Annotated in this window: 8 protein-coding genes; all 8 read right to left on the minus strand. The window is 68.6% G+C overall.

Going from position 1 to position 7,377, the window contains the following annotated elements:
* The coding region (gene dnaK, locus PV721_RS38855) for a molecular chaperone DnaK (RefSeq protein WP_319732897.1) at window positions 1-1,149 on the minus strand (1,149 nt) is incomplete at its 3' end.
* Between the two features lie 37 nt (window positions 1,150-1,186).
* On the minus strand, window positions 1,187-1,519 hold the full coding sequence (locus tag PV721_RS38860; protein ID WP_319732899.1) for an STAS domain-containing protein: 333 nt from the start codon (window positions 1,517-1,519) through the stop codon (window positions 1,187-1,189).
* A gap of 102 nt (window positions 1,520-1,621) precedes the next feature.
* Entirely contained in the window at window positions 1,622-2,053 is a 432-nt protein-coding gene (locus PV721_RS38865; RefSeq protein WP_319732907.1) for an Hsp20/alpha crystallin family protein, read from the minus strand.
* Between the two features lie 516 nt (window positions 2,054-2,569).
* Complete coding sequence (locus PV721_RS38870; protein ID WP_319732901.1) at window positions 2,570-3,010, minus strand: VOC family protein; 441 nt, start codon at window positions 3,008-3,010, stop codon at window positions 2,570-2,572.
* Window positions 3,011-3,081: 71 nt separating this feature from the next.
* On the minus strand, window positions 3,082-3,570 hold the full coding sequence (locus PV721_RS38875) for a hypothetical protein (RefSeq protein WP_319732903.1): 489 nt from the start codon (window positions 3,568-3,570) through the stop codon (window positions 3,082-3,084).
* Between the two features lie 83 nt (window positions 3,571-3,653).
* Complete coding sequence (locus PV721_RS38880) at window positions 3,654-4,550, minus strand: hypothetical protein (RefSeq protein ID WP_416371272.1); 897 nt, start codon at window positions 4,548-4,550, stop codon at window positions 3,654-3,656.
* Between the two features lie 357 nt (window positions 4,551-4,907).
* Window positions 4,908-5,312 carry a hypothetical protein gene (locus PV721_RS44185; protein ID WP_416371273.1) on the minus strand — a complete coding sequence of 135 codons (405 nt, stop codon included), beginning with the start codon at window positions 5,310-5,312 and terminating at the stop codon, window positions 4,908-4,910.
* A 228-nt stretch (window positions 5,313-5,540) separates the two neighbouring features.
* Window positions 5,541-6,314 carry a DUF4190 domain-containing protein gene (locus tag PV721_RS38890; protein ID WP_319732905.1) on the minus strand — a complete coding sequence of 258 codons (774 nt, stop codon included), beginning with the start codon at window positions 6,312-6,314 and terminating at the stop codon, window positions 5,541-5,543.
* Window positions 6,315-7,377: the final 1,063 nt, after the last annotated feature.

Raw genomic sequence — 7,377 nt, forward strand, 5'->3', positions numbered from 1 at the left:
GATGCCGCCCTTGGTCTCGATACCGAGGGACAGCGGGGTCACGTCGAGGAGCAGGACGTCCTTGACCTCACCCTTGAGCACACCGGCCTGGAGGGTGGCCCCGATGGCGACGACCTCGTCCGGGTTGACGCCCTTGTGCGGATCCTTGCCGGTCAGCTCCCTGACCAGCTCCGTAACGGCCGGCATGCGGGTGGACCCGCCTACCAGGATGACGTGGTCGATGTCCGAGACCTTGATCTTCGCGTCCTTGACAGCGTTGTGGAACGGCGCCTTGCAGCGCTCCAGGAGGTCGGCGGTCAGCTGCTCGAACTGAGAGCGTGTGAGCTTCTCGTCCAGGTGCAGCGGGCCCTCGGCGGACGCGGAGATGTAGGGCAGGTTGATCGTCGTCTCCGTCGCGGCGGAAAGTTCGATCTTCGCCTTCTCGGCGGCCTCCCGCAGGCGCTGGAGTGCCATCTTGTCGTTGGACAGGTCGATGCCGTAGGCGTTCTGGAACTGCTTGACCAGGTGGTCGACGATCTTCTGGTCCCAGTCGTCGCCGCCGAGGTGGGTGTCACCGTTGGTGGACTTGACCTCCACCAGCCCCTCGCCGATCTCCAGCAGCGACACGTCGAAGGTGCCGCCGCCCAGGTCGAAGACGAGGATCGTCTGCTCGTTCTCCTTGTCCAGTCCGTACGCCAGCGCGGCAGACGTCGGCTCGTTGATGATCCGCAGCACCTTCAGGCCCGCGATCTCGCCCGCCTCCTTCGTCGCGGTGCGCTGGGAGTCGTTGAAGTACGCCGGAACGGTGATCACGGCGTCGGTCACGTCCTCGCCGAGATAGGCCTCCGCGTCACGCTTCAGCTTCTGCAGGACGCGTGCCGATGTCTCCTGGGCCGTGTACCGCTTGCCGTCGATGTCTCCGCTCTGGGGGAAGCGCCAGTCCGCCTCACCGATGTGACGCTTGACCGATCGCGCGGTGCGGTCGACGTTCGTCACCGCCTGCCGCTTGGCGATCTCTCCGACCAGGACCTCTCCCCCCTTGCCGAAGGCCACCACGGAAGGGGTTGTCCTGTTTCCTTCGGTGTTCGTGATGACCGTGGGCTCGCCGCCCTCCAGGACGGCGACGACCGAGTTGGTCGTACCCAGGTCGATCCCGACTGCGCGTGCCATCATCCGCTCCTCTCGGATCAGGGATCCTTTTGACTGATCACTTCGCCGGCCCGAGCAGGGCCGCCGCTGTGCCGGTTCGGTACAGGAGGCGTCGCACCAGGGGTGAGGTGACGCTCACCAGGCGCAGAGCAGTGCCTTGCTCGGTCGCTCGGCGGCGGGCTCCCAGCAGGACGCCGAGCCCGTAGCAGTCGCAGAACTCGACTCCGCCGAAGTCGACCTCCACCACACGCGCGCCGTGGGACAACGCCTCATCCAGGGTTACTCGAAGCTGCGGCGCGCTCAGGATGTCGATCTCTCCCGCGAGGGCGATCTTGAGGTGCCCGTCGGCGGGCTGTGTGATCGCGGCCGCGAGAGGCGGTGGTTCGGGCATGACCGCCAACCTCGCCTTCGTCCCCGGCTGACTTCGAGACGGAGGAGGGAGGGCTGCCCGGGGGAAGGCCGGCCCGCCCTCCGCGTTCCTGCCGTGCGTCCGTCAGGCGTTGATCTCCTTGCGTGAGCCGTCTGCGGCCCTGATCTCGATCTTCCGAGGCCTCACTTCCTCTGCGACCGGGATGCTCAGCCGCAGCACGCCGGCCTCGTAAGAGGCCTCTATACGGTGGGCGTCCAGCGCCTCGCCGAGGAACAGCTGGCGGGTGAACGATCCTGTGGGGCGCTCCGCGATCAGCACGTCGCTGTCGGCTCCGGAGGCGGTGGTCCGCCGCTCCGCCCTCAGGTTGAGGACGTTCTGGTCGACGTCCAGGTCAATGGACTCGGGATCGACACCGGGCAGGTCCAGCTCGACGACGAAGGCGTCGCCCTCGCGGAAGGCGTCCATGGGCATGGCCGCCGGCCGGGCCGTCGCGCCCAGAACCTGCTGTGTCAGCCGGTCCAGTTCACGGAAGGGGTCGGTGCGCATGAGCATCATCATTCACTCCTTTCCCTCTCGCCGCAGGATGCACATGGCCACACCACCTATATAGCGCGCGGCAATAAAGTTGACAAGAGTCGACTCAATAAAGTGCGCAGGTGTCCGCGGTGACCGGCTCGGAGACCAGAACCCGGACACCGGGGCGTGGCCCCTCGCGGCGGCGCCGAGCTGACGGGCCGGGAGCCCGGAACGGCGCACGGCCGACTGCTGCGGGCATCCGCGTGACGGGCGGCGCGGACGCACTGACGGTCGGCGCCGTCGTGCTGTGGCCAGGGCGTGAGCTCCCCGTCCTGCCGGACTGGGTCGCGGCCGTCGAGCTGCCGGAGAGCAGGAGAATCTCGGCATCCCCGGCAGCCGGAGTGTCGGCGCCGCATGCCCGGTCACCACCGTCCTGAGCGGCGGACACGCCATCCGGAGGCGGGTGATCGACGAGGTGGGAGGCTTCCCGACAACTTGATCGAATGCGTGGCAGAGGAAACCAGGTCGGCGCCTTCGTGAGCGGACTTCTTTTTCTCAGCTCAGCTGCTCGGCCAGCGCGAGGATGATTCCGCTCGGCCCGCGGAGATAGCAGAGCAGGTAGCTGTCCTCGTAGCGGGTCACTTCGCCAAGGAGTTCGGCGCCGTGCGGCCGGAGGCGGGCGAGGGTGTCCTCGATGTCGTCGACGGCGAACATGACGCGGTGCAGGCCCAGCGTATTCGGCGGGGTGGACTCCGGCTTGGGGGTGATCGCCTTCGGGGTGTGGTACTTCGCCAGTTCGAGCCGGCCCGGGGCGTCCGGGATCCGCATCATCGCAATCTCGCATCGCATGCCTTCGAGCCCGACCACCTTCCCCGCCCAGCTTCCTTCGATCGGCATCCTGCCTTCCAGCTCCATGCCCAGCTCGGCGAAGAAGGCGACGGCGGCGTCGAGGTCGTCGACGACGATGCCCACGTTGTCCATGCGCTGAATCGCCATGTCCCCGAGGATAGGGGCCGCGTTCGACGCCGTCGGCTCAACCGGCCGTCGCGCCGCTCACCACTTCTTTCTTACGGTTGTCGGGGCGGAGCGGCGGCACCATCACCCCATAGCAGGTCGCGCAGCCACCGCTGAGGGACGGTGGTGGTGTCGAAGTGGCTCTGGGAGTTCTTGAAGCGTCGCCCGAGGTGATCGGTCTCCAGGAAGCCGGCGTCCCTGGTGTCCGAGGGGCTGTAGTAGACGCAGCGCAGACCGTTGATGATCTCTCGGATGATCTTGCGGACCTCGGAATCCATGTGCTTGCGCGTCAGGTCCTTGCACTCGCCGTCGTGCAGGTCCATCAGGGAGGTGATGCCCCCTCGCCAGCAGTGTCGGACGAGGTTCCTGATGCCGTTGGTGGTCCACTCGGAGTGCTGTGCGGACTGGGCGTGGGCGTGCAGGCCCCACTGGATCGCCCGCAGCAGCGGGGGCAGGCAGTGGAGGTTGGCCAGTCCCGACTGCGTGACCGGCTCCGTAGTGGCACACCAGGCGCGGAATGCCTCCTCGTCGCCGTAGGTCACCGGGAGCGGCTGGCCGTCCTTGAGGGGGCCGCGTGAGTTTCGCGACCGGGCTGCTCCTGGACGGTTGTCGATGTTGTACCGGTTCAGATGCTGCAGGCACAGCCCCAGTGAGGTGCAGGCAGCCAGGAACGGGCAGCGCGCCTTGCACAGGCGGTATCCGGGAAGCGGGTGCTGTGTACAGGACCAGTGCTCGAACTGGTCTCCATGCCGGCTGCCTCGCCGTACTGCCACCTGGTCTGGTGCTGCTGACACAGCCGGGTGGTGGGGCTGACCGCCGGGCAGAGCAGGCAGCGGCCGTAGTCCACTCCCCGCGCGGCGGGCAGAGCGGTGGCCGTGCCGTGAAGGCTCGCTTGGTCTGCCCCGTCCGCTCGGCCTGCTCCCACTCCAGGTTGTGCGTGTTGCACAGGTTGTGGCTGCCGGCGGATGCGCTTGCAGTCGTCCACGGCGCACTGCCAGGCGTAGACCGGGTGGTGAGGCGGGATGAAGATCAGCGTGTCGCGGAAGAGCGGGTCGAATGCGGGGGCGTCGATGAGGGCCGTGAGCAGTTCGAGCCGGTCGCGGCCGACGCGGGTTCTATCGGTGCGGCCGGGCAGCAGCGTCAGCGGGATCATGACCGTGTCCCCCACACCTGTTCCAGCGCCGCGGTGAAGACCGGGTCGTGGACGTCCACGTGGCCGTAGACCTGCTCGACAGGCCGAGGCCCAGCCGCCGGCGTCACGCGCGATCAAAGCGTTGCCCTGTGCGACATCCAGCACCGCGGTGGCGAAGCTGTGCCGGAAGGCGTGCGGTACCACCCGGCCGATCTCCGCCCGGGCCGCGGCTCGACGCAGCATGCCGCGAGCCGCTGCGGTGGTCCACGGTCGGCCCGGGGAGCGGCCGTGCAGGCCGACCAGGAACGTGCCGTGATCGCTGTGGTCGGGGTACTGGGTGGTGATGTACTCGAAGTAGGTGTGGATCATCGCCGGGCTCGCCCTACGCACCGGCCCGCCGCACACGGTACCGTCCCGCGAAGTCCAGGGTGCTTTGGTCTTGACCCGGGCCCGGTTGGCGTTACCCTCGCGGTGCCAGATGTGCACGTGAGGCCCCCGGCACTGACCACACGTGGCTTGCTCGCGAAGGTGCAGGTCGACCAGGCGCAGCCCGCACAGCTCCCCGATCCGGAATCCGCCGTCGGTCAGCCATGTCACGACCATCCGGTCCCGCGCGCACGACACTGCCCCCAGGAGCGCCTCCCGGGCGCCCTCGGGCAGCATCTGCGGGTGCCGGCGCATCTGCTCCGCCGGAGCCAGAGGGTCACCTCCCAGCAGCGTGGCGGGAACGCCGATTCGACTCCGCGATCACACTCGCCGCGAGCCGGATCCGGTCGTCTTGATCCCCACCTTCGACGTAGATGCGCCTGATGGACAGCAGCCCGCAGCGTACGGCGCTGTTCGTCCCAGGCACCGGCCTACATCCGGGACCGGCCGGGACGGTAGCGTTGAAGTCCCGAACCTCCAGTTAGGGGATGAATCCGACGACCACGCGCGTGATCGCAATTTCGTTGGCCTTGCCGGATGCCGCCGTTCGCCCCAGTCCTCCCGCATGGGCAGCGGCAGCATCACGTCCCGCAGCAGCATCGGGGCGTCGACGGAGGTGTCCGACTTCAGCGTGAGCCGGAACGCCGGCAGCCCGTGCGTGGCGAGGTCCAGCGCCAGGGTCAGCGTCGCCTTGATCGCCTCACCGAAGACGGTCTCCCGCAGCATGACTGACGTGGGCGTCGAGCTCCGGCTTCTTGTGCCGGGACTTCGCCACAGCCGCGAGCGCCCTGCTCACCGAGGTGGGTCAGGGAGGCTTGCGGTGGACTCATGCCGCTGCTCGAGGTCGCTGACGGTTTTCGCTGCACCCGCCGCGGGGCCCGCCCGGCCCGACATTTCGAGACCATCGCCCGCGTGACCGGTCAGCCCGTGCGCCGGATCCTCGGCTGAGGCGGCTCAGGAACCGGTGGCGCGGACCGAGCCGGTGCTCGTGCCGCCCGGGTAGCCCAGGAAGCAGCTGACACGGCGGTCGTCGGCGTCCCAGTTGCCGGACCGCGGGTAGTAGTAGTAGCTCTCCAGCTTCGACGGTATCTTCGCGGCGCCGCCCACGTAGTCGTTGAGCGTCGTGCCTGCGCACTTCTCCTCAGCGATCGAGATGATCTTCTCCTTGCCCGGGTACGGCCCCTCTTCCAGGTCGAAGACGGCGTACGCCTCCGCCTCATGGGCCTGTTCGCAGGGCACTATGGTCACCGAGAAGGCGGCCTCTGCCTCTTCCTTGTCGTAATCCTTCAGGCTGTCATCCGTGTTGAAGCAGTCCCCAACGCGGATGTCCGCCACCTCGCTGGTGCCCGATTCGGTCACCTTGCCACTGCTGTCGCGCTCCGGGCCGTCCACGAGTACACCGGTGACCCCGACGGCCAGCGCGAGCAGCATGGCCGCACAGTTGATGGCGATGGCCGCGATGGCCAAGCCCCTGCCCTGCTCGCCGCGCTCGCGGATCTGTTTGAGGGCGATGAAGCCGAGGATCAGCGCGAGCAGCGGGATGCAGGTGAGCGACAGGACGAACGCCACGATGGCCAGCACGTTGGTCTTCTGCGACGGCAACGGTCCCTGTGGCGGCGCGTTCCACCCCTGCGGCCCGCCGTACGGCCCGGGCTGCCCCGGCCGCCCGTACGGCCCCCACTGCGGATCGGACTCGGGGGAAGACGGTGGTTGCGGAGGTCTGGACATGCGCGGACCCTCCTTGTGCAGAGGATGAGACGCAACGAACAGCCAGCCAGTGGCTTTTGCCCCTCCTACGCTACGCCCGGCACCCGGGCAGCGCCTGCGGACACCGGCTCGAACCGCATGCATGTTCGGGTCCAGGTGGATGGCCGCTCCGCCGGGCGGTGCCGGCGTCCCAGTAGACGTTTTTTCGCACTCGCCCGGCTGTTCCAGCTCCGCCTCGAAGTCGACTGGTAAGCGCACTGGTGACGACCGTCCCCGCTCGAGAGCCGCCTGCACGGCGTCCAAGGCCGACTCGAGGTACCCGATGGGTTCAGCACCGAGAGCCCTCGCATGCCCAGAGTTACGCTGGCTTCGCGGACGACGGACAGGTGCGCGGTCCAGTCCGCGAGCGGTCCCGCGGGGTCGACGTCCGCTTCGTACAGGGGTCGCCGATCGTGTCCCAGTCCAGCAGGTACTGAGTCGCGCTGCGCCAACCGCACGCGCACACCGCCCGGAAGGCCTCCGCGCGCGGACGGCGCGCTCGGCCGTCGTACGCCGACCAGTGCATGGTCGACGGAACGTCCGGACCACTCCCGACATCGAGGTACACCGGACCCGGCTCGCTGCCACCGACGAGTACACCCGCCCGCGTGCGCGTCCCCGAAGTCCACCGTCCACCAGTCCCAGTCCACCAGCACACCGCCCTCTCCCGCGTCCCGCCGGCAGGTCGGCAGGTCGGCAGGTCGGCAGGTCGGCCGAATCCTGTCTGCGACCTTGCCCCGTCCGCGCACCCGCCCAGACCCGGACGGCCCCAGCAATCAATGCGGTTGGATACCGGGCCCCGCGAGACAGCACTGCTGGAGAGCGAGTCGCAGTTGCCGTCTCCGACCGAAGGGGCGCGGCCGCGTGAGGCCGCCCCTGTCACGCAGCCCGGCTCGCGATCGCGTTTGAGGTCGCCACCGCAGGCGGTGAAGAACCGGGATCCGCCCGCCGCGAGAGCGGCCGCCAGGCAATCCCTCTTCTCCGTATGAAAGAGCCCCGACCAGCCGGGGGGGGTGGGCTGGCCGGGGCCTGCCCCGGCCAGCGG

It is taken from the genome of Streptomyces sp. MB09-01 (assembly GCF_033794505.1).
Lineage (GTDB): Bacteria > Actinomycetota > Actinomycetes > Streptomycetales > Streptomycetaceae > Streptomyces.